A 23398-nucleotide genomic window follows, 5' to 3' on the forward strand; every position below is an offset into this window, starting at 1 on the left:
TCATCGCTAAATCCGTTCTTAACAATTGCCCTTAAGAATACCCACTTATTCCCGACGGCAAGACGGGACGTCAGTAAGCAGAAAGCAATTCTGACTCAACATAGTTGACCAACCCGCATCCAGCCTGAGCTTGATCCACCGCTGTTCTAAATGTGGAACCGACGTGGGAATCTCGACTTGATGGAACGCCAGCGACTCGGAAGACAATCGGCTGTCGTCCGCAGCACGACAGCTTCCCTGGACTGCCAATTATTACGCAGGAACTCCATGACACATACCATTTCGTTTTCCAAGCCTCGTCAAGGGTTCACGCTGGTCGAACTGCTCGTCGTGATTGCGATCATCGGCATTCTTGTCGGTCTTGTATTGCCGGCCGTTGCTACGGCTCGGGCATCGGCTCGCCGCATGGAATGCCAATCCAATCTGAAACAAATCGGTATCGGCATGGTAAATTTCGCCGGCATCGACAAAGGCCGACGCCTTTGCTCTGGCGGGTTCAATTGGAAACGCGATGGTGCGGTGACCGAAGTCGGCTGGGTTGCTGACATGGTCAACACCAATATTGCCGTTGGCACAATGCTGTGTGCATCGAACGACTCGCAGCTTTCCAGTGCTTACGAAGAACTGATCTCCGAGCCCAACGTTGCCATTTCTGGGGATCAGGCGGCCTTCGCTGATGCCGAGGCAGATTCTCTCGGTTCCGAAACAATGGTCCTCGCCAGCGGCCTTTCTGGTTTGAATCCTTGCCGAGAAATCGCCGCGAACAACTATTCCCCTGGCAGTTCCGACCGTGACGCGATCGTTAAGACTCGTATTTATGATCAGCAGTACAACACCAACTACACCGCACATTGGTTCCTAATCCGCTCTCGAGTGAAGATGTCGTACGTCTCGAAGCAGCCCACCGGCACGGTCAGCAACCTGGCAACCGGCGAGCCAGCGATCTCCCTCGCTTCAACTCGCGGTCCTATCACTTCGGCCATGCTCGATAACGCGACGACTTCCTCGAGCCTGGTACCGATCTTGGGTGATGGCCTTTCTGGCGGTGGCGGATTTTTAAGCCGAGGGCTTTCCAGCAAAGTTCAAGCTGGCGATTCCATGGTTCCGTTTTCGACGTTTGGTCCCATGGTTTCCAACACGACCGCTTACTCTGGCTGGACCCCATCCGCACTGATGGCTCCGCCGGCTTTTTCCGGAACACCAACTCCTGCTGTCTGGAAAGGTGTTTGGTGGGAGCGTTGCCGACAAGACTTGCGGCAATTTGGTGTTAATCATGGCGACGTCTGCAATGTCCTGATGGCCGACGGCAGCGTGCGGCCTCTATACGACACCGATGGTGACGGGTACTTGAATCCAGGCTTCGCGGCCGGCAACGAATATGTCGTCGGCTACGCCGGAACCGAAGCGGAAGTGCCTGAGACGGAATGCTATTCCCACTGGGACTTGAACCCAACGAAGTTCAAATAACTACCACTGATGGGGACTTGCCGCTTAGAAATGGGCGGGAACGAACCTTAATCGAATTTTGCGTGCGAGATTCACACAACGTTGATATTCAACATCGAGAATATGTCCAAATCACTCATGTGAAAGGAGGCCTCAGTAGTAAGTCGGTTCCTAATCGTAGTTAAGCCAACCAGTTTCTGATCGCGTCTTTTGGACGTCTTCAAAACATCCACCCCCAAATGGAACACACACAGCACAAAAAAAGAGAGACCGAAGCACATGACTTGGAACTCCGTGCTCCGGCCCTCTGAAAAGCGTCTTACGACACTCTTTCCACAATTGCTTGTAACTAAATCCTTGGAGATTTTCAATGAAGAAGCGTGGTTTCACGTTGATTGAACTGCTGGTGGTTATCGCCATCATCGGTATCCTCGTTGCCCTGCTGCTGCCTGCCGTTTCGCGTGCTCGCGAAGCTGCTCGTAACGCAGAATGCAAAAACAACCTGCGTCAGTTCGGTATCGGCCACTACATTTTCGCCGATCAAAATCCTTCCGGCCTGTTGGTCAGCGGTGCATTCGACTGGCGTCGTGATGGTTGCCCAGACACCTACGGTTGGGTCAACGACCTGGTCAGCACCGGTGCTGCTGCTCCTGCCGAAATGCTCTGCCCATCGAGCCCACTCCGCTCGACGGAAAAGCTGAATGACTTCATCGGTGACATTGACACGAATGACGGCAAAGACGGTGCCCCAACTGAACGTCTGAATGCAAGCATCTGCTCGCAATTGGCTTCGTTGGCTGGTGGTTCGGCTGATCGCGTCAACTTCGTCAAGACCGAACTGCTGGATGCTGGCTACAACACGAACTACGCTCAAAGCTGGTTCGCTGCTCGTGAGCAGGCCAAGTTGACCCAAGGCACCGGCTACATCACTACCACCGAAAGCCTCAAAGGCTACGAAGGTGCTCGCTACGGTCTGCGTATGCGTACGGCTGAATCGGCTATCGTTCCTACCCAAGCGATTCCACTGCTCGGCTGTGGTGCTCCTGGCGACGTGAGTGAAGCTATTCTGTCCGCAGACGTCAGCGCTGAAATGGATCTGCTCGCAGACGCTCCACTTGCTGAAGCTTTCTGTGACGGTCCTGCCCAACTTGACAGCTCGGATGGCGAAACCCTGATCCTCGCTGGCGACTTCACCGAAGTTTTCAGCATCGGTGCTACCGCTGACGGCGAATGGGACGGATACGCTGAAAAGGCCGGCTGGGGCAATCCAGACAAGACGAGCAACACTGGTACGGTTTCCAGTGGTACTGTTACGCCAACCTACAACACCGAAAACCAACGTGTTGCCGGTACTCTAGGTGGCGGAAATCAGTGGGCTCAAGACACACGTGACTGGTTCGCATGGCACGGTTCCACCCAAGGTGGCGGTACCTGTAACATCCTTTGTGCTGATGGTGGCGTGAAGACTGTTTACGACCTGAACGGCGACGGTTTCCTGAACCCAGGTTTCAGCGTCAATGCTGACGGCCTGTCGGACAAGAACCTGCTGATCTCGAAGACTGGTTTCACCGACGACGTTGTTGAACTCGATTGGTTCGATGTTTACAGCGGTGTCCAGATCGTTAGCCGTAAGAACAGCAAGGGTGAATTCGAGAACTAGTTCTCGAAATTGCTTACGCCGGAACCGAACTACGATGCCTTCTGAATGTCGAGCCTTGGGGATTTCTCCAAGGCTCGCTTTCATGAGGATGTCGCACACCTGTCAATCTACGAGACGATATTTCCATGAGTCGCTTTGCTCCCCTGTTGATAGTTTGCTTCACCATTTTAGTAGGAGCGACGCTTTGGTTTGCCAACCCATTTGAAGCAAGCCAAAACTCGACGGCACACTCTCCTGAGCAGAGTGATAAAAAACAAAGTGACGACCCGAACAACTCTTCCTCTGCTGGCGAAACAAGTTCAGAAGTTCAGAAAGAAGACTCCGCTGAACCCCAGACGCAGCCAAAGGCAGTCACCAAAAGCACCCTTCACGACTTCGGCGTCAAACCACGGTTCACCAAAGGCTCGCACACGTTCGAGATCCACAATGAAGGCGATGCCCCGCTGGAGCTAGAACAAGGGCCAAGCTCTTGCAGTTGTACTTTGCTAGGGCTCGAGCAATCTTCCATTCCCCCAGGAGGTTCGGCGTCGATCGAATTGGACTGGGATTTGAAGTTCAAGTCAGGCCCCTTTCTCCAAAACGCAGTCGTCTATACCAATGACCCAGATCGAAAAGAGATCGCCTTCGAAGTGAAAGGGCTGATCGAAACACGACTAGGCCTCACCGACGACAACGTGACGTTCACTGCTCTGTCAAGCGATGGCCCGCAGATGAAGGACGTCCTGCTATATTCCAAGACCTGGCAAGACTTGAAAGATGTCCAATACGAAATCAAAGCTGACATCCCCGGCATGAAGGTCGATTTCCTGCCTGCCACTGACGAGGAACGGAAATCGGTCAAAGCCCGGTCCGCCCGGAAAGTTAGAATTGAAGTCCCCTCCGAACTCGAATCAGGCTATCACGTTGGCCAAGTCGAAATAACCGCGAAGCCTTCTCAATCGGAATCAAGCGAAGCGCCGTCGAAAGAAGACTCGGAACAGAGCCTCGGGGAAACGGTAAGCCTAAATGTATCCTTCAATGTCAAATCACCGGGCGCTAAGTTCTTTTCGACTTTGATCGATGGATATGGAGTGATCACGCTCGGAAGAATTGATTCGGCGAAAGGGAGCGAACTGCTCAAGATCAACTTTCGCGTCGATCGGTTAACTCCAGCATGGAGTGTATCCTCCGTCGAAACGTATCCCGAGTTTGTGGAAGCAAGCGTTATTCCCTTGGACGAAGAGATCGGACTCTACCAGCTTCAAATCCAAATTCCGCCTGGGGCCAAACCTGGAAACTACTATTCCGAATATGCAGGGGGCGTTCGCATCAAATCCGATCACCCTCAGCTACCTCAGGTCCCCTCCCGCGAAAGTGGAATCATTTTGAAGTTCCATATCGACTGATTCCCACACATTACCAGCCCCTGTCTTCACACAGCCTTCATGATTCGCAAATACAATGGTGGAATGTCTCCCACTGAATCTAGCATCGACCCGTATGATCGTCTGCTTCGGATTAAGACCGAAGGTAAGCCGCTTAGCTTCTACGCGCTCTTGAAAGTCGAGGACTTCGAGAAAGACATCAATTACATTCGCAACCATGGCGAGAAGGCTCGCAAGCAGTTGCATTCGAAGTTTGGCGAAATCGATCCGGCTCTCTGGCGACAGGTTTTTAATCATGTCGAGGACGCCATCGCCACACTCACCGATGCCGAAAAGAAAGCGGAGTACGACAAGAAGTTAGACATCGAGCAGACCGGCAACTCGATTCAAGTCGCAGGAGGCAACAACGGATCGAGCCGTCACGGAATCACCAAACCAGTCGAGGCTGGGGACCGGATTCAGTGCCGCAAGTGCTCGACGCTCAATCCACCGTCACGACGCTTCTGCTCCGCATGTGGCGACGCACTTTTCACGGCCTGCCCCGATTGCGGTGGCATGAACACGGTCCACGAAAAGTTCTGTGGACAGTGTGGCGTTAACCTACAAGCTTCGGTAAATGCTCAACGAGAAGCTCTGGAGTCCAAATTCGATGAAGCGGAAGCACTGCTGAAAGATGGCCGCCATGACCGTGCGTGCGATGTGCTTCGTCAGTTGACCAAAGCCCAGCACGAAGGGGAAATGGAATTCGCCAAGCGGGCCGCCACGATGATCACCCAGATCACGCTTGAGAAAGAGCGACTTATCAATCGTGCCCCTGAAGTAGAAGCTGAGGCCAAGCAACTTCGCGACGGAAAGCACGCCGAAAAGGCGGTCGCCCTCATTCGTGAAATTCCGAAGATCCTATGGCCTGAGTCGCTCAAAGAGCTTTACGACGAAGTCAACGAAACGAAGAAGCAGATCAAGCGGCTGGCCCAAGAGATTAAAACGGCCATCCAGGAACGTCGCACTTCGCGTCTGCTACCGAAAGTTGAACGTCTGTTGGAGCTGAAGCCACACGACATTTCCGCCCAACGCTTGGCCGAAAAGCTCCGCAAGTCGCAAGATCAAGCAGATCGTTTGAAACGAGAAAAACTTGTCGAGAAAGCGAAGCAGTACATCAAGCAGTTCCGCTATGAACGTGCCCATCAAGTGCTGACGGAAGTTCCAGAGTCGGTTCGTACCGAGAACTTCCTGAACTTCTTCGACCAGGTTTCTGAGCTGGCGTTTCTGTCTGCGGACCTGCGACGCACGACGTATGCGGATCCAATCTTGGTGGGCATGGCAAGTCGCCTGGTCAAGCTCATGCCAAAGGACAAGCATTCGATAGATCGCTTGCATAAGATTACCCAGAAATGGGAAAACGCGAGAAAGAATCCCGGGGCTTCGACGCCTGTCTGGAATGAGCCACCCAAGCAAACCACCCTGGGTATTCCAGTCGACTTGTATCCACGCTTTCGTAATTTTAACGTAGCCGCGGTTCGCGATAACGAACATTTCGATCACTTCTCGTCGGGATTTATCGTCGCGACAGGACTTGCTCTACAAGGGCTAGGGAAAAGCAAAGTAGAGACCAACCTTCTTCCCAATAAGTCGGGCGGCGTATTCGGCTTGATCGGAGCCGGCAAGAAAGCTCCGACAGGCGACTTGGCTTGGGGCATCGATCTTAGCAACTCCGGCCTGAAAGCGATCCTGCTCCGCAAAGAAGTTAAAGGGGACAAAAAGGAAGCGGAAACGACCATCCATATCGAGCAAATGGTCAAAGTCGAATATAAACGCCCGCTGTCCCGTGCCGACGATGCTGACCGCCGTGGTCTTATCCAGGACGCCGTTGAACAGTTCTTTGAAACGGTTGGCAAAGACGCATTCAACGACAAGCGTGGCAAACCCATCATTTGTTTGAGCTTGCCGGCCACTGAAGTTCTAGGACGCTTTCTGGCTCTTCCTCCGGTCGAGGACAAGAAGATTCCGAAGACCGTTCAATACGAAGTTCGGCACCAGATTCCGTTCCCTATTGAAGAACTCTCTTGGGACTACCATGTCTGGGACGACGATCTGACGCCGGACGAAATGGGTTTGGAAAGCGAAGCGAAGCGGCACTGTGTCGTCGTCGCAACGCGTCTGACCAAGCTGCAGGAACGTCTCGCGTTTCTTCGTGGCCTTGGTATCACGCCCAACTTGGTCCAAACCGACCAATTGGCAATCTACAACTTCTTCGATTACGACCTCTTCTCTGACGAATCGTATCGAGAACAACTGGAAGATACCAATCAGGCCCTTGGAATTCTCGATGTCGGTTCCGATGCAAGCCACTTGGTAATCTGTGGCCCGAATTCCATCTGGTTCCGCAGCTTAGAAGTGGGAGGCGAAAACTTCACACGAATCCTCGTTCGCCAGATGAGCCTGACATTTACTAAAGCCGAAGAGCTCAAGAAGAAGCCTGACACGGCTGACGAAATCTTCAAGCTTTACGACGTGCTCGAGCCGGTGCTAAAGAACATTTCCAAGGAAACGTCCTACTCCGTCAACACCTACTCCGGGCTCGATAGGCAGCGTCTTGCCGAAATCAAATTGATCGGCGGCGGGTCTTACATGCATGGACTTATGACATTCCTACAGCACGGCAAGTTTTTAGACGTCTAAGCTGTTGCCTACTGCTGGATGGATGATTCCTATCAGCTGGTGGCGGGACAACTAATAAAAAAAGCCATCACGCGAACTGCGCGATGGCTTTTATGCTTAATTGAGAGACGAACCCTACTTCAGTTCAATGGCCACCGTCTTCAATTGCCCGCTAAACTTAAAGGGCGTTTCATAGGTGTCATTGATCGGTGTTCCGGTATCAAAGCCGATGTCGGTCGTCTCATCCAACGTCACACGGTTTGGAATACTCTTTTCGACGCGTCCTTTGCCGATTGGCCTATCATTCGCGTAGAGCGTGACGTTCGCTCCTGCGAGAGGCTTGTCGGCATCAGTAACGTATTCCATTTTCAACTGAACATCCCCGGTGGGAATCGTCTCCGCTGAGACAATCGTGTAACGATCGACGCCTGCAAGATTATAGTGATAAGTCAGCTTTCCATCTTTGACGTAAAGAGCATAGCCGCAGAAATCACCACCTTGCGTGAACAGCACTCCTTCGGCACCACCCTCCGGAACGACGACGTTCGCGGTGATCGTGTGACTCTTATGCTTCAAGTCCGGGGAAGAGCCTTCGGTCAAGCGTAATAGATTGGGATACACAAACTTCGTGCGTCCCTGGGTTAAGCTCGGGCGATTGTCGACTGCCAGTCGAGCTGTCTTGCGATCGTCGAGAGGCAGCACGTTGTAGCGAGACGCTTCGGCAAAGAACAATTTGACCAGTTCTTTAACCTTTTCAGGATGCTCTTTGGCAAGATCATTGGCCTGGCTGAAGTCTTCTTCGACGTGATAAAGCTCCCACGGCATCTCAAGCAGATCGGCCGGTGGATTTTCTGATACCCATGGCACGCCGCGAAGAGCACTTGCCATCCAGCCGTCGTGGTAGATTCCTTGATTACCAAGCATCTCGAAATACTGCGTCGTACGGCGGTCCTCTGCTTTACTATCGTTGAACGTATAAGCCATGCTGATGCCCTCGACAGGTTTCTGGGCAATTCCATCCAACTGAGCAGGCGATTCTACCCCCACGACTTCGAGAATCGTGGGATAGATATCGATCACATGATGAAACTGATCGCGGACTTCCCCACGGGCCTGAATACCTTTGGGCCACGAGATTGCCATGCCATTGCGTGTTCCGCCGAAGTGGCTCGCAATCTGTTTGGTCCATTGAAACGGCGTATCCATTGCCCATGCCCACGCCGCGGGAAAATGGTTGTAATGCTTCGCACTACCCAACGTGTCGATTGCTTTCAGTTTTGCTTCGAGAGGCTCCTCAATACCATTGAAGAACGTCATCTCGTTGAGCAACCCGCTCATGCCCCCTTCAGCGCTCGAGCCATTGTCACCGGCAATGTAGATAACAAGTGTGTTGTCGAGCTCGCCGATCTCGTCAATTGCATCGACAACACGTCCTACTTCGTTATCGGTATGGGTCGTAAACGCAGCAAAGACTTCCATCATCCTCGCATAGACTTTGCGTTGATCTTCCGGAAGCGAGTCCCAAGCCGGCAGGGAATCTGGTCGTGGTGTTAGCTTCGTATCGGCTGGAATAATGCCCAACTTCTTTTGGCGAGCAAATGTCTCTTCACGGTACTTATCCCAACCTCCGTCAAATTGCCCGCGGAACTTATCAATCCAATCCTCGGGCACTTGGTGTGGAGCATGTGTTGCCCCAGGAGCGAAATAAACAAAGAACGGCCGTTGTGGTGCTACCGACTTGGACGCACGAATCATACGAATCGCATGATCGGCCATGTCGGTCGTCAAGTGATAAGGACTGCCATCCTCGTTGGTCTCCGGAGCGACCATACGACGCTTGTTCTCTACAAGTGCCGGATGAAACTGATCGGTATCTCCCCCGACAAATCCGTAGAAGTAGTCAAATCCCAGTCCGTCTGCCCAGCGATCGAAGGGCCCCACGATGCTCGTTTCCCAATCTGGCACATTATGATTTTTGCCAAACCAGGCATTCATATATCCATTCTCGCGCAATACTTCGGCAAACGTTCCTGCCGAAGCGGGGATAATCCCGGTGTACCCTGGAAAGCCTGTTCCTGCTTCGCCGATTACTCCCGATCCGACCGAATGATGATTGCGACCAGTCAGCAGAGCGGCCCGTGTGGGCGAGCAGAGAGCCGTCGTGTGAAAGCGATTGTAGATAATGCCGTTCTTGGCAATCCGATCAAGCGTTGGCGTAGGAGCCGCACCGCCGAATGTGCTGCACTGCCCAAAGCCGCAATCATCGATCAAGACGATCAAAATATTGGGCGGATCTTCAAGGCCGTAGGTTTGCGGCACATCCAACTTCGGCTTAACCGCGACCGAGTCCTTATAGGTCAGCCCGATCTTCCCCTGAAACGGCTGCTCCGGCCGTGGCAAGACTTCTTGAGCCCAAAGCGAATTGGCAAGGATCGTAAGCGAGGCAAAAGCAGCAATGCATAATCCAGGCATTGCGAATCGTCGACAGAACATGGTGCGCAACTCCTACTAGTCGTAGCGATGCAAGAAGCCCCCGAAACGCAGCTAATGGCGACTGGCCTATGTGCCAAGATATCGGCGCTGGCAATCGAAAGAAAGCAATTTCGCGAGAACTTCAAGCGTTGCCGCAGTACGAAATAGCGTTTAGCAATTCGCTTTTAGTCCAGCATCGCCCAAAATAAGGCCGGACACAGAAGTCCGTAAGCCCTGAGGCAACCGACCCTGTGCAATAGGTTGCCGTAGATTGTTCAGAACCGAGCTATTTACTGGCAAGCTCAAAATCGTAGACCAACTTTTCAGAAGACACGTTTACTTTTAGTTCCGAGTCTTTGTTGTACCGCTTCGGCAGTTGCTCTTTCTTTTTGCTTCCCGTTTCCATCTCGCCTACTTCTTCCTCGCCACCTTCGGTGATCGGTCCGGTCGTTGTGATACTGACCGTCTTATCACCTGGAGTGACCCCCATCATGACACTATCGAATTGCAGTTCGTAGTAGCCTTGGGCGTCGGTGTAAGCAAACGAGAAGGTAAAGTTTTCGTTGTCCTTGAACTTAACCGTGGCACCTTCCAACGGCTCTCCATCCAGGGTCACAGTTCCTGACACAGGCAGCAGCGTCACCGAGCCATAGTCGACTTGGCCTCCACCGCAACCTGAGAGCATCAGCACGATTCCACTGAACAGCAAAGGGACGAATGTATTACGGAACATGGCGACAAATATCTCACACATTAGAACGCAAAGGATTGGGTAAATTCGCCTCGACAAAACAATTCGCGAAGTCAGGCATTCCGATCAGTAGAATGCCTGAAAAGTCGAAAGAGCTTTTCCTCGTCTGTCATCTCGTCCATCGGACCGGCATCGAGGAAGGCGATCGTTCGCCACGATTTAGAAGCTGCCGGTGACTTCGCCACCTCTGCGGCTTCCGAGACCACGATAAATCTGAATGTCGATCGTTTCTGGCAGGAACTGCACCGATCCATCACCGAAGCAGAACATTGCACCGCCTGGGTGGTAGCTGCCAAAAGCGATTTCAGCGATCACGCCGACCTGAGTTGGATCGAGAACCGAGTTCATCTTTGGCCACATCGAGCCAACACCTTCGGAGTATTCCGTGCCACCTTTGTCGCCAGGAATAGGATCCCAGCCGCCAGACTGTGGGCAACCGAACTGCCAGAAGTCCATCCCTTGACCGTCTCGAACGTAAGAAGGATCGGTCCACGATTCACCCACGACTGCCGTGTTGGTAGTACCGTCACGAATGTCAGCGAAACGAGTTGAGCTACCGCCGTAAAGCGTTCCGTCCAAGTCTTGATGTTCCAACGCGACTTGCGGGAAGCTCGAATCGGGAATCGTTGATTCATCGTCGCTACAAGCTTGTGAAGAGGCAACGCCGCGGTAGCTGATTGGCACTCGACCAGGGATGCCCTGGTTATCGACATGCTCAGCGATCGGCATGCTAGGGCAGCGATACATCGGCACAACGGTACCACAGGCCGTTTCGTTCGGGCTGCCATCGGTTTGCCAGTTGCCATCGCCACTCTCGGCCCAGATCAAAGTCTCGTAGATGTTGTTCTGTTCCAATTGAGGAAGGATTGGTGCTGTCCAAAGGGCTTCCAACTTGTTGAACCCGAAAACAAACGATCCATGCACGTCGTGGTAGTTATGCAGTGCGAGACCGACCTGCTTGAGATTGTTTCGGCAACTCGAACGTCGTGCGGCTTCTCGGGCCTGCTGCACAGCCGGCAACAACAGCGCGATCAGCACGCCAATAATGGCAATCACAACAAGTAACTCAACCAGCGTAAAACCACGTTGTCGGAATGTTCCTGTGGTCTGCATTGATAGTCTCCAACAAATCGAATAAATGAAAAATGACTTCGAGCGTTTAGGGGTGCCTCACGACTATTGCTCGCGATGTTCCACCCCACTGGGGAGACTTATTGCCCACTGACTTCAGCAAGCACTTTAGCCCCAGCATCCCCTTAGTTCACAAAAGTATCTTGAAGGTCACCCAGGGGTAACAGGGACTATTTGCGCCGAATTCAGAGACATCTTTTGACGCAATTCTTAAGATATCTTCATGCTTCAATTTCGTTCGGAAGATCTCGGGAGAAACGAATCACTGTCCAGCATGGTCCAAAAACTTAACAAAGCACTCTTGTGGTAGACCGCATCAAGCCATGAAATTTCGAACGGATGGTCAACACCTCAGCAGTGGGGAGGCGAAGTCCCAAATGTGCGGGAACAGCGTTCTCATGACGGTAACTTACCCCTCAAAAGTTGTTCAACCAGCGAAAGAAACTTGATCATCATTGGTCAAATTGGACCAGGATATGCTTGTCTTATAGCTCGACTTAGGTACTGTGCGAGGTAAGAACCTATTTGATTCTCAGTCACGGACTTTTCCTCTCTTTTTCTTGTCACTCGATTTCCCTAGTCCCCTATGTCCGCTAATCCGGAACTTCAAATTGCCTTACTGATTCAGACCTCAACGGCATGGAGCCGCCAGGTGGTCGCCGGCATCGCTGAGCAAGGAATTGAGAAGGGTCCATTCGATTTCTGGATCGAGCCGCGAGGCTTTTATGAATCACTACGGCTCCCTCCGTACTGGAAAGGGGATGGAGTGATATGCCGGCTCTCCGATAACGAGTTGGCCGAGGAGATCCGCAAACGTCAACTTCCCGCGGTGAATATCTCTTGGCTGGGCGAGCACTCCGCGGATATTCCCAAAGTCGTTTCCGATGAAGTCGCATGCGGCCACATGGCTGCCGACTTCTTCTTATCGAATGGCTGGGCCAATTTCGGGTTGATTGGAAGCCCTCCTTCGCTCGACTATTCCGATCGAGTGGAAGGAGCATTCAAAGAGCGAATTGAACAAGCCGGCATGCGTGTTGAGACGTTCGCTCAGCCGCCTGAGAACCGCCTGTTGGATTTAGGCGATCGATACTCTGACATGATCGTCTGGCTGAACGAAATCCCGAAGCCAGCCGCCATTCTCGTCTGGACGACACTCATCGGTCACGAGATTATGAAGATCTGCAATCGGATGAAGCTCTCAGTTCCCGATGACGTGGCCATACTTGCCGTCGAGGTCGATCCTCTGATTTCGTCACTCGCCCCGAGTCCGATTGCGTATGTCGACCAATCTCCTCGCCGCGTCGGATCGGTGGCATTGAACCTTCTATTGGATCTAATCGCAGGGAAAGAGGCTCCCGAGAATCCACTGCTCATTCCTCCACGCAGAATCGCAGAACTTGCGTCGGTCGATACGACGTTTGCCGAAGACCCCTTGGTCCGTGATGCGGTTAAGTTTATTCGCGAGATGTCGGATAGGCCGATTCAGGTTTCAGACGTTGCATCCGCCGTTGCTACATCGCGTCGCGTCTTAGAGCAACGATTCGAAAAGACTTTGCAGCGTTCGCCAGCCGATATGATTCGCAGCACGCGACTGGCGCGCGCTAAGCACTTGCTCTCGGAATCGTCGTTGTCGATCAACGAAATCTCGCAGATCACAGGCTTCATGCACCAGAAGACATTCCATCGTTTCTTTAAACGAGAAACCGGATTGACCCCCAGCGAATATCGCTCGCAGCCTGTCCGGTCTTAGCATTTAACGCCTACTGCTGCATTGCGTACAGCAAAATGTTGGTCGCGATACGGGCCGCGTCTTCTTTGATGTACCCTTTGCATTGCAAAGATGCCCCACTCTCCATCGCGCAGCTCAAGTCGTTCGGGCTGAAAACCGCTACCAGTCGCCCATCCAGGAACAAGCCTTCCAACTCTGGGCTTGCTTCACGGCGAACCGACTTCAGACCACCATTGCCGGCACCTCGTCTTTGCGGGTCGTTAAGCATTACGTTGGTGATATCAAAACCACCATATTCGGCCGAAAGCATCGGATGGTCGATCGGTATCGATTCCAGCTTCGCATCAGGGAAGATGACACTCATCTCGCGACGGAATGCATCCGTAAATGGCTTGCTCGCGCAGATCGAATCGGCAAATAGAAACCCTCCCCGCTCCAGGTACTCCTTCAGGTTTTTTCGCTGAGTCGAATTGAAGCCAAAATCGCGGCGGCCATGCATGAACAGAATTGGAAAGAACTGATGGGCATCGTCCGTCAGCTTGACCATCGGCTTCTCGACATCGAACCGAAGATCTAACTGTTCGCCAGCGACACGGACCATATTGGCCAAAGCGGCTGGGGCATCGTCCGATCCACCAAGGTGCTCGACTTTGGCAATCTTCAAAACGTTTCGTCCTAGTTCGTCTTCGACGCCACCTTCGGTCGTCAGTTCGACACGCTCTAGCTTGTCTTTCAATTGTCGCCCAGTGGCGTAGGCCAATACGTTCGCCCCCATCGCGTTGGCCGCTTCGACTTGGTCGCGCACCTTTTGCGAAATGCTCTCGTTCTTCATGAAACTGCGGCTACCGTAGAGCTCCCAATAGCAGCTCAAGTCTTTCGGCGTATAGACGATGCTTGTGCGGCAACAAGCATCCAATCCCCACAATGGCACGGCATAGTCCGCGTTGACTGGCTGCTCGGCAAACCACACGGGATGATCTGGCGGAAGCAAACGGAAGGTGCTTTCCGGTAAGATTCGCTTGAGCATCGCCCGGAAGTCCGCATCAAACTTGGCGCCACCGCAGCCTGCTTCGGCAAAGATGAAACCGCCCCCTTCGACATACTGCCGTAGCATTTCTTCCTGTTGCGGTGTGATTTGAAATCCATCTTTCCCGCTAATCCATAACACTGGCGTTTGCAGTAAGTCTTCCGGCGTTTTGACCGCACTCATGTCAATCACTTGCCAAGTCATCTTCTGCTGCCACAAGCTTTCGACGTGACGATTCAAATTATTGAGATCGTGCCGATGAGGATTCCAATCGTTGTTGGCCGTGTATCGCAGTTTCGACATCAAAACCGGACGGCGGCCCTTTGCGAGAAACAACAGAGCGAAGCTCGTGGAAACCAACGGATTGCCCTGCTCGACAACGCCGGTTCCTTTCCAGGTTCCGTCCAAGGTGTCTTGCCATGCCACAAGCAGCTCAGCCCCTTCACGGTACCAGTCGTGGGTCCCGATGAAGCGGCGACCACTCAAACGCCCAACACGTTCGATGCCGTATAAGTAGTAGAGCAGCGAGTTACCTCCCCCACCCCCTTCCGACGGATTCGTCCGCAGAGTCATGTTGCGAGCCAGCCAATCGAAACCTCGGTCGACGGAACTGTCCTGTTTAACTGGGATGCAACAGTTGACGTTATCGCCATTGATTTGAGCGTCGCCACTTTCCAGCCGCTTGGTGGTGATGATCATCGATGTGATGCCAGCGCACGTCATGCTTCCCGTGCCAGGTGCATTGGGAAGATATCCCCACGAACCACTCCCGTTCTGCATCGACTCCCACCGCAGGAAAGCCCGACGCCAGGTTTGCTCGCTGATTTCTGCCCCATGTTCGGCGGCCTCATCCAAGGCAAGCAGGGCGAACTGGCTGTTACTGTTGTCGCCCCCAGCTCCAGCACCGCGCGGAGCACCATACGACCAAAGCCCTGCTCGCTCGCCGGAATCGATCTGAAAGCTTTCCAGCAGCGCGGCATTCTTTTTGATCAATCGCAAGTCTTGCTGAGGATCAACGGCACAGAAGACCATTGTCTGAAGAGATAACGCATAGGTCTTATCGGCCTCTGTACTACGCAGCGAAGTTAGTGCCTTTTGAATGACGGGATCATCCTTCGACACGCCTGATTCCAGCAAAGCCAAGGTGACCAACGAAGTAACGCCGCCGTCAAACTCTGCGTAATCGGGCCAGCTTCCGTCAGGCTTTTGCTGCCCCTTGAGATAGCGAACCGCTTTGTCCATCGCATCGCGGACATTTTGTGGGGTTATCCCTCCGCGCGTAGCAGCACGTTGCGCCTTTGCGGTCGGCACAATCAAAAAGATCGCTACAATCAGTGCGATGCAGCTAGTGATTCGCAGTGGGAACAAACGGGGGTTCCTCCGGGACACGTCGCGTTCGCTTCTCTTCATCTTAGGTTTGCCTTCCATGGACACAAGCGAAATGCGAGCGCGTTGTTTCCATCGGAGCACGTTTCTACAATCACTTGGCGGTGCTTTTGGTTTTCTTCGGAAGGAACCAACCCTTTTCCCTCGTGTAACTTACAATTACCCGGCGAATGGCAATTCCGGCCAATTTCCGATGTCTCGCTCCTTTGGGGAGAGGGAACAGGAAACGTTTGCCTTCGGCCAATTATGTGCCGATACCACATAAGCATCCCCCTACTGACCATCGACGATTCCCATCCAAGACAAGGCGTCTATTGTGGGCAAAACCAGAAACCTGGGCGAAGTTCTTCAAGAGTTCAAACAACAACGCATCGTCATGCAGCAAGAGCTGCAGAAGGTGATCGTCGGGCAAGACGAAGTGATCGAGCAACTGTTCGCGGCCATTTTTACGCGCGGTCACTGCTTGCTGGAAGGGGTGCCAGGTCTCGCGAAGACGTTGATGGTCAGCACGCTGGCCAAAGTGCTCGACATGCAGTTCAAGCGAATTCAATTCACGCCTGACCTAATGCCGTCGGACATCACCGGGACAAACGTGTTGGAAGAAGACGAAGATGGCCGGCGAAACTTCCGCTTTGTCGAAGGGCCAGTCTTCACCAATATCTTGCTCGCGGACGAAATCAATCGTACGCCTCCCAAAACCCAGGCCTCGCTGTTGCAGGCAATGCAGGAACGCGAAGTGACTGTGGGGCGCGAAACCATGGACCTGCCAGATCCGTTCTTTACGATCGCCACGCAGAACCCGATCGAACAGGAAGGGACCTACCCACTGCCGGAAGCGCAGCTCGACCGATTCATGTTCAACATCATCATCGATTACCCTTCACTCGACGAAGAGGAAAAGATCTTGATGGCCACCACGCGACAAGAGAAAGTCGAAGTCCGTAAGGTGTTTTCCAGCCGAGCCATTCTCAACATTCAAAAGCTGGTCCAGTCGGTGGCCGTCAGCGAATATGTCATCAAGTACGTCGCTCGCCTGGTCCGTGCGACTCGCCCCCGCGATAGCGAAGCCCCTGAGTTCATCAAAGAACTTGTCGACTGGGGAGCTGGCCCGCGTGCCGGACAAAACTTGATTAACGGCGGTAAAGCGATCGCCGCAATGGAAGGCCGTTTCTCCGTGGCAATTGAGGATGTCAAAAAGATCGCCATCCCTGTGCTGCGGCATCGTATCGGCACAAACTTCCAAGCTCAAGCGGAAGGGATGACCAACGTCGACGTCATCGAAAAGCTGCTGCAGGAAATTCCGGAACCCAAGATCGAAAAGTTTGAACGTTGACCACTGCCGAAAGTTATCTGAAGCCTGAGGTGATCCGCCAGATATCGCGGTTGGATCTGCGCGCTCAGTTTGTGGTCAAAGGGTTTCTCCAAGGGTTACATGCGAGCCCCTATCACGGCTTCTCCGTCGAGTTCAGCGAGCATCGTCGCTATGAACAAGGAGACGACCCGAAGGATATCGACTGGCTCGTTTACGCCAAGACCGATCGCTATTACATCAAAAAGTTTGAAGCGGAAACAAACATCACCGGCTACTTGGCGATGGATTTGAGCCGCTCGATGGCGTACACCTATCGGCAAGAGATGACCAAGTTCGACTACGCGATCAGTCTGGCCGCGGCACTCTGCTACTTGATGGTTCATCAGCAAGACCCTGTCGGTTTGGTCACGTTCGATACAAAAATCCGTGCGAGCCTGCCCCCGAAATCAAAACGAAAGCAATTAGGTGACGTTCTTTCGCTGCTGGCCAATTTGAAGCCGACCGGCGAAACCGACATCGCCCACAGCCTTTCGCAGTTGGCCGCCATGCTGAAACACCGTAGCGTGGTGATGATCTTCTCCGATCTCTTAGCCGATCCGGACGAAGTGATGCGGGCCATCTATCAGCTACGCCACCGCGACCATGACGTCATCCTGTTTCATATTCTGGACGAAGCCGAAGTGACATTCCCCTTCGATGGAATGGTCGAACTGGAAGACCCCGAGTCCAACGAACGGATGAAAGTTGATGCGAGCAACTACCGCAAAGATTACGAAAAAGAAATCAAAGCCTTTCGCGATAAGTATCGCCAAGACTGCTTTCAGGCTGGGGTCGACTACGTGGAACTCGACACGAGCATGCAGTTCGACAAAGCCCTGACCGAATACCTCATCAGCCGCCAATCAAGGTTTTAATCCATGCAGTTTGCCAACGTCGGCCTGCTGCTGGGAGGCCTGCTTGTGGCCGTGCCGGTCATCCTGCATTTGGTGATGCGGCAGCAGCCGAAACAACTGGAGTTCCCTGCCCTGCGGTTCGTCCGGCAACGAAGCGTTCAAAACACGCGACGTTTGCAACTGAAGCATTGGGTATTGTTGGCACTACGCTGCTTGGCAGTGCTGGCATTGGTGATTGCACTAGCGCGACCTGGCGTGGCGTCAGAGTCGCTCGGCCGCTGGGTTCTCTCCGGTTCGCTCGGCGTGATCCTGCTGATCGGTGCTTTCGTTTCTGCCGCCGCATGGCTGGCCGGCAGCAGCCGCATGCTGGCCTACATCCTGACAGGGATCACGGCGTTGGTAGGCGTCGGAGCACTTGTCACCGCGCTGATGGCAATGTCCAGCAGCACCGGGCCAATAGTTGGCGAACAGGAAGCTCCTGTCGCAGCGGTAATCATCTGCGACACGTCCCCTCGCATGCTCTATCGCCACCAAAATCAAACACGACTTGAGAAAGCTCAAGAGCTTGGAATGTGGCTCACCTCGCAGTTGCCTGAGGAAAGCGAGATGGCGGTGCTTGATCAGCGAACCCAATCGACCATCTTCGCCCCTGATCGAGGAGCCGCACGCCAGGCCCTTCAGCGCCTTGAAATTGCTGTCGGCGGAAAGTCGCTCATCGAACTGACTGAAAACGCCTTGGAGATGCTCGAGAGCAATCCGCTCGGGAGGAAAGAGATCTACATCTTGACCGACCTCGCGGCTCCCGCATGGGATGCAGCAGATGCTCAACGACTGCGAACCAAATTGGCTGAGATGCCAGAGATCCCGCTTTACGTAATCGACGTCGGTGCGGATGAGGTTAGCAACGTCGCCATTGGAGACTTAGTCCTTTCTTCGGAAAGCATTCCTGAGAACCAAGATGTTACGCTTCAAGCCGAGGTGATCTCGGATGGTGGTAGCCAAACCAAGACGATCGAAATGTTTGTCGAAGAAATCGATGACAAGTTACCAATCGTTGAAAACGGCGAACTGATCGTCCCCAAGGCCACGCGGCGAAATCGTCAGACAATCGAACTGACCGACGGCGAGCCACGGAGCGTAAGTTTTCGCCTGACCAACTTGAATGCCGGAACGCATCATGGCTGGATCGAGTTGGTTGGTGACGATGGCTTGACTGCCGACGACAAACGATGGTTCACTATCAACGCGCGGGCCCCTTGGTCGCTTCTGGTAGTGGAATCGCCTAACGCTATCAGCGAAGACTTAGTCGATGCGCTCGCTCCATTCAGTTTTCGAGAGTCAGGCCGTGCGGCTTTCAAAATTGACGTCATCAAGCAGAACGAACTTTCTCCTACGAAACTGGACGAATATCAGGCCGTCGCACTACTGGACCCTTCTCCGATGCCGGATGCAACATGGCAAGCGTTGTCCGACTATGTCAGTCGCGGCGGAGGTTTGATGATGGTGCTGGGACGTGCGGCCATCAAAGCAGACTTCAACACCGAAGCGGCCCAAACGGTACTGCCTGGCAAGATCTCGAAACAATGGCGTGCCGGCGACCGCGAGTGGTATCTTCAGCCACGCGAGTACCAGCACTCGATTCTTTCTCCCTTTCGCGGAAGTGGTGCTTCGGTACCGTGGCGAGAGTTTCTCGTTGATCGTCATTGGTCATTCGATGAGATGGATGAGGATGCGAATACGATCATTCCTTTCAGCAACGGAATTCCTGCGTTGGTCGAACAGCGCATCGGCGATGGCGTTGTGCTGACACTTACCACCCCGGTTTCTGATCCTCGCGATGGAGCTTGGAATCAACTGTTCAACGGGCTCGATGCGTGGCCGTTCTTCGTGCTTTGGAATCAGATGGCCCGTTATGTTGTGCAAGGTGGTGACCAGCACGTCAACTATACCGCCGGCGATGTGGCGACCGTAAAGACGGAGGCTGGCGACGAAACAGAAACGCACTTGCTTTTCACACCCAATGGGGTCGACCCTCAGGAAGTCGTTCCCGATGCAGGGACCATCACGATTCCCTTTACCAGCAGCCTGGGAACCTATCGCATTCGACCGTTAGGCGGCGGCCAATCGACCGGGTTCAGCGTGAACCTTCCACCGTATGCCACGCAAACGAAGAAACTAACCGAAGAACAACTCGACGAAATCCTGGGGCCTGGCCGCTATCGCTTGGCCAAGCAGCAGGAACAAATCGTCCGCGAACAAGGCAAAGCCCGTCTCGGCGTGCCGCTGTTCCCTTGGCTGATGCTGATCGTAGTGATTGTCTTTGGCCTGGAAAACGTTTTGGCGAACCGTTTTTACCGACAATCCCCCAGCGAAACCTCGTAGGGCTCATTTCGCAGTCCCCGCAATAAGTCATCATGTCGTACTGGTATTTGCAACCTTTGGGCGAGAGCTATCTCCTGGTGGGGATATTGGTCTTCGCGCTCGTTGCGCTGCTAGTCATTCGCCCGCAGTTCCAAGGACTGACGACCAAACGACACTGGATTCTCACCGGGCTACGTTTCGCCGTCATTATGCTGATCGCATTGACCCTGCTGCGGCCGACGTGGGTTCGTACCATCAAGGAAACACAGTCTTCACTGCTCGTCCTCATGTTCGACTCCAGTCGCAGCATGTCGGTCCCTGATGCGGCCGATGGGATATCTCGCTGGGATGCTCAAAAGCAAACTTTGCAACGGCTGGCTCCGGAATTGGCCAGCCTCGGAGACGACGTCGACGTGGCGCTGTATCAGTTCGACGAGAACGCCCAGCGACTGGAAACCGTCGACGGCCAAGTACAACTGCCGAGCAATCCTGAAGGGCGTTTCACCGATATCGGTTCGTCCATCGCCGAAGTGATGCAGCAGAACCTCGGCAAAAAGCTCGCTGGCGTCATCTTGCTTTCCGACGGAGCGCAGCGTGTCTACACGCCCAAAGTCGAGATGCAGCAAGCGGCAAGGGATCTCGCTCGACTGGAAACACCGCTCCATACCGTCACCTATGGCAAAGCGATCGATCCTTCGCAAGCTCGCGACGTTGCTGTGGAAACACTCGCCGATCATTACACGGTCTTTGTCAAAAACGAAGTAGCAATTAAGTCTTCGATTCATATCCAAGGAATGGCAAACCTGCCGGTGCCGGTTCAGTTGATCATCGAAGACTCACAGGGCCAAAAGACAATTGTAGAGACCCAGGAAGTCACAACGCCCAAAGTAGAAGAAACGGTCGACGTCACCTTCCGCTATACGCCACAGGCGTCTGGTCAATTTAAAGTGAGCGTGCTTGTTCCCGATCAAGAAGGCGAATTGGTCACTAAGAATAACGTTTTGAGTGCCTACCTCAACGTTCTCGAAGGTGGCCTAAAAATCCTCTACCTCGAAGGCCGTACGGTTGATCGCCCCGAACAAAAATGGTTGCGGCAAGTGGTCGCCGAATCGGCGGACATGGAACTCGACTTCCGCTGGATCGATCGACGTCGGCGAGATCTGTGGCCGGTGAATTTGACAGACGAGATCAAGAACGGCAAATACGATGTTTTTATTATTGGAGATGTAGACTCGTCCGCGCTTAGCCCGGAGACGCTCGATCTGCTGGCCGCTCAAGTCGAAGATGGCAAAGGGCTGATCATGCTCGGCGGTTTTCATTCATTCGGAGCTGGAGGCTACCAAACCACGGTCATGCAAAACGTGCTTCCCGTGGAAATGAGCCGTTTCGATCGCCAAGACTTCGACGCTCCGATTCGCACCGACATGCACATTGCCGGGCCTATCACCATTGTTGCCAGCGAAAACCACTTCCTTTCTTCGCTGGGGACCGATGAAGAAGGTACGCCTGCTTTCACGGCGGTGCCAAGTTTGTCAGGAGCCAACAAGATTGTCGGCCCCAAACGCCGAGGCGTGACCATCCTGGAATCGCAAAGCGGACAACCTCTTTTAGTCGCCGGCGAGTATGGTCTCGGTCGCACGCTTGCTTTCACTGCCGACAGCACGTGGCGCTGGGTGATGGCTGGTAAAGGAAGCATCCATAAACGATTCTGGCGGCAAGTCGTTCTTTGGTTGGCCAGAAAAGATGGACTTGAGTCGCGCGACGTCTGGGTCCAACTGGGACAACGCCGCTATGTTCCTGGCGCACCGATCACATTTACCGCTGGAGCCAACACGCAAAGTGGCGATCCTGTCCAAGGGGCGACGTTTGAAACCCATTTAATCGCTCCTGACGGGACGCGTTCGCCTATTCGTACCCTTCCCGGCGACAGCGTGATCGAGGGCTCTCTTAACGCTGGTGAATCGATGGGTGACTACACGATTGAAGTCGTCGCCAAACAAAACGGCACCACCTTGGGAACCGGGCTGGGACGTTTCTTTGTGTATGATCAAGATCTGGAATTGAGCGATCCATCTGCACGCCCTTCCCAGTTGGCCGCATTGTCGGCGATCACCAAGGACGTCGGCGGACGAACATGGACGCCCGAGGAACTTCCGCAGTTGATCGAGCAAATCAAAAACCGCCCGCCTGAAACGGAAGTCGAAGTTCAAACGAAATGGACATGGCCAGAATCAGGTCGCGACAGCTGGATTAACCTCATGCTGATCGTTGGTCTGCTGGGCTGGGAATGGTATCTGAGAAAACGCTGGAGCATGGTTTGATATGTGGTTGTCTGGCACATCACCAGATACCGCTGCAGACTCGGCATAATACCGATTCAGATTCCTGATGTCACTTAACAGACAAACAACCGCGGCGGATCCCCCTGCGACAAGGGATCCGCTCACGGCATCTGCTGGAGAGAACGGTTACGGCCAATCGGCCTTCACGGCAGCTAACTTAGAAGCCGCCTGATTTGAGCTGGAACAGTAGCTTGTTGGGCCCCTCGGCAGAAATGGTCGCACTGAGGGTGCCCTTCTTTTCGTATGCTTTGGGAACGAATGCCTTGGGGGCGGGAATGCCCTTACCGGTTTGAACGCCGTCGATAATCGCTCCGGCGCCTGGCTGCTGCGAGGTGAACATCACGTAATATTCGCCAGGCTTAATCCATTGAGCCCCCGAGAATTTGAATTCGCCGTTGTTAACGTCGGTCGATACTTCTTTCGCCTCAGGGTTACCCTTGGGCTTCAATTGGATGACCGCACCATCGAGGGGACGATCATCCAAGAACACACGGCCAGAGACCTCTCCGGCCGATTGGGCCCCGCATCCGGATGAAATCATCAACACCAAGGCCATCACCACGGCCAATGCGACACTCGCTTCTACTGGGTTTCGCGACATCAATTGCAATCCTCGATCGATCATGGCCTACGAGCCTCCTCAGCGGCACGGCGCCGCCTTGCAGCGATCGATTCTAGAACTGCCAACGATCGACTGGGACGGAGCGAACACTGGCTTAACGCGAAGTTAAACAGCGAATGCCCCATCCGTTCTCGTTTTGCTGTCACATCCCAACTCCTATGCGAGGTCTGGCACCCCAAAAGGACCATTCACCGCTGGCTAGATGGAATAGCTGGCAGCTTTCCTGTGCTGAAAAACCTGAACT

At 53.5% G+C, this 23398-nt stretch carries 14 protein-coding genes; 9 read left to right on the forward strand and 5 right to left on the reverse strand.

The window, feature by feature from the left end; all coding sequences use genetic code 11:
- Positions 1–267 precede the first annotated feature (267 nt).
- From LA756_RS15810 to pilM, 4 genes are all read left to right on the forward strand, one after another.
- Positions 268–1467: a type II secretion system protein gene (locus LA756_RS15810; RefSeq protein ID WP_224435688.1), complete on the forward strand. Its 1200-nt coding sequence runs from the start codon at positions 268–270 to the stop codon at positions 1465–1467.
- Between the two features lie 349 nt (positions 1468–1816).
- Entirely contained in the window at positions 1817–3106 is a 1290-nt protein-coding gene (locus LA756_RS15815) for a DUF1559 domain-containing protein (RefSeq protein ID WP_224435689.1), read from the forward strand.
- Between the two features lie 125 nt (positions 3107–3231).
- A complete protein-coding gene (locus LA756_RS15820) occupies positions 3232–4491 on the forward strand; it encodes a DUF1573 domain-containing protein (RefSeq protein WP_224435690.1) in 1260 nt (419 codons plus the stop codon).
- Between the two features lie 63 nt (positions 4492–4554).
- On the forward strand, positions 4555–7149 hold the full coding sequence (gene pilM / locus LA756_RS15825; protein WP_224435691.1) for a pilus assembly protein PilM: 2595 nt from the start codon (positions 4555–4557) through the stop codon (positions 7147–7149).
- A 114-nt stretch (positions 7150–7263) separates the two neighbouring features.
- Here the strand turns inward: pilM and LA756_RS15830 are convergent, their stop codons facing one another.
- From LA756_RS15830 to LA756_RS15840, 3 genes are all read right to left on the reverse strand, one after another.
- On the reverse strand, positions 7264–9621 hold the full coding sequence (locus LA756_RS15830) for an arylsulfatase (protein WP_224435692.1): 2358 nt from the start codon (positions 9619–9621) through the stop codon (positions 7264–7266).
- Positions 9622–9886: 265 nt separating this feature from the next.
- A complete protein-coding gene (locus LA756_RS15835) occupies positions 9887–10333 on the reverse strand; it encodes a carboxypeptidase-like regulatory domain-containing protein (protein ID WP_224435693.1) in 447 nt (148 codons plus the stop codon).
- A gap of 177 nt (positions 10334–10510) precedes the next feature.
- Positions 10511–11464, reverse strand: coding sequence for a DUF1559 domain-containing protein (locus LA756_RS15840; RefSeq protein ID WP_224435694.1), 954 nt, complete (start codon positions 11462–11464; stop codon positions 10511–10513).
- A 670-nt stretch (positions 11465–12134) separates the two neighbouring features.
- On the opposite strand from LA756_RS15840, the gene LA756_RS15845 reads away from it, so the two are divergent.
- Positions 12135–13232, forward strand: coding sequence for a substrate-binding domain-containing protein (locus tag LA756_RS15845; protein WP_224435695.1), 1098 nt, complete (start codon positions 12135–12137; stop codon positions 13230–13232).
- A 10-nt stretch (positions 13233–13242) separates the two neighbouring features.
- Here LA756_RS15845 and LA756_RS15850 read toward each other — a convergent pair whose 3' ends face one another.
- Positions 13243–15606 carry a DUF4159 domain-containing protein gene (locus tag LA756_RS15850; RefSeq protein WP_224435696.1) on the reverse strand — a complete coding sequence of 788 codons (2364 nt, stop codon included), beginning with the start codon at positions 15604–15606 and terminating at the stop codon, positions 13243–13245.
- Positions 15607–16000: 394 nt separating this feature from the next.
- On the opposite strand from LA756_RS15850, the gene LA756_RS15855 reads away from it, so the two are divergent.
- The 4 genes from LA756_RS15855 to LA756_RS15870 are packed head-to-tail and all read left to right on the forward strand — an operon-like array spanning position 16001 to position 22511.
- Entirely contained in the window at positions 16001–16957 is a 957-nt protein-coding gene (locus LA756_RS15855) for a MoxR family ATPase (RefSeq protein WP_224440394.1), read from the forward strand.
- Complete coding sequence (locus LA756_RS15860) at positions 16954–17850, forward strand: DUF58 domain-containing protein (protein WP_224435697.1); 897 nt, start codon at positions 16954–16956, stop codon at positions 17848–17850. Before LA756_RS15855 ends, LA756_RS15860 begins: the two co-directional genes overlap by 4 nt.
- Before the next feature lie 3 nt (positions 17851–17853).
- A complete protein-coding gene (locus tag LA756_RS15865; protein WP_224435698.1) occupies positions 17854–20211 on the forward strand; it encodes a BatA and WFA domain-containing protein in 2358 nt (785 codons plus the stop codon).
- A gap of 32 nt (positions 20212–20243) precedes the next feature.
- The gene (locus LA756_RS15870) at positions 20244–22511 is read left to right on the forward strand and encodes a glutamine amidotransferase (RefSeq protein ID WP_224435699.1); all 2268 of its coding nucleotides are present in this window, start codon (positions 20244–20246) and stop codon (positions 22509–22511) included.
- Positions 22512–22689: 178 nt separating this feature from the next.
- Here LA756_RS15870 and LA756_RS15875 read toward each other — a convergent pair whose 3' ends face one another.
- Positions 22690–23157 (reverse strand): carboxypeptidase-like regulatory domain-containing protein, encoded by a 468-nt coding sequence (locus LA756_RS15875; RefSeq protein ID WP_224435700.1) that lies wholly within the window; start codon positions 23155–23157, stop codon positions 22690–22692.
- Positions 23158–23398 lie beyond the last annotated feature (241 nt).

It is taken from the genome of Bremerella sp. TYQ1, assembly GCF_020150455.1.
Classification (GTDB): Bacteria; Planctomycetota; Planctomycetia; order Pirellulales; family Pirellulaceae; genus Bremerella; species Bremerella volcania_A.